Source organism: Nocardia aegles, from assembly GCF_052545135.1.
Genome location: NZ_JBQWRI010000068.1, coordinates 1 through 458, shown reverse-complemented (window position 1 = coordinate 458; position 458 = coordinate 1). Strand labels below are relative to the sequence as shown.

The following is a 458-nucleotide window of genomic DNA, read 5'->3' as shown; positions in this document are numbered from 1 at the left end:
CTACACGGCGCCCTGGACGTCTCCGCCCTGCGCCACGCCCTGGCCGACGTCCTCGAACGCCACGAAACCCTCCGCACCCGCTACCCCGCCGACGGCCCCGACGGCCTCCCCCACCAACAGATCCTCACCGTCGCCGACGCCCTGCCCACCGGCCTGGACGTCGTCGTCACCGACGACCCCCTCACCCACATCACCACACTCATGCACACCGGATTCGACGTCACCACCGACATCCCCGTCCGCGCCCTGCTACTGGAAACCAGCCCCGACGAACACCTACTGGCGTTCGTGGCCCACCACATCGCCGCCGACGGCGCCTCCATGGCCCCCCTGGCCCGCGACCTGATGACCGCCTACCTCGCCCGCATCGGCGGCAACTCCCCCCGCTGGGCGCCGCTGGACGTGCACTACGCCGACTACGCCATCTGGCAACGCCAGGTCATCGGCACCGACGACGA

Annotated in this window: 1 protein-coding gene; it reads left to right on the top strand. The window is 71.0% G+C overall.

What is annotated here, in order from left to right:
• The coding region (locus ACT89H_RS29485; protein ID WP_445111939.1) for a condensation domain-containing protein at positions 1–458 on the top strand (458 nt) is incomplete at both ends.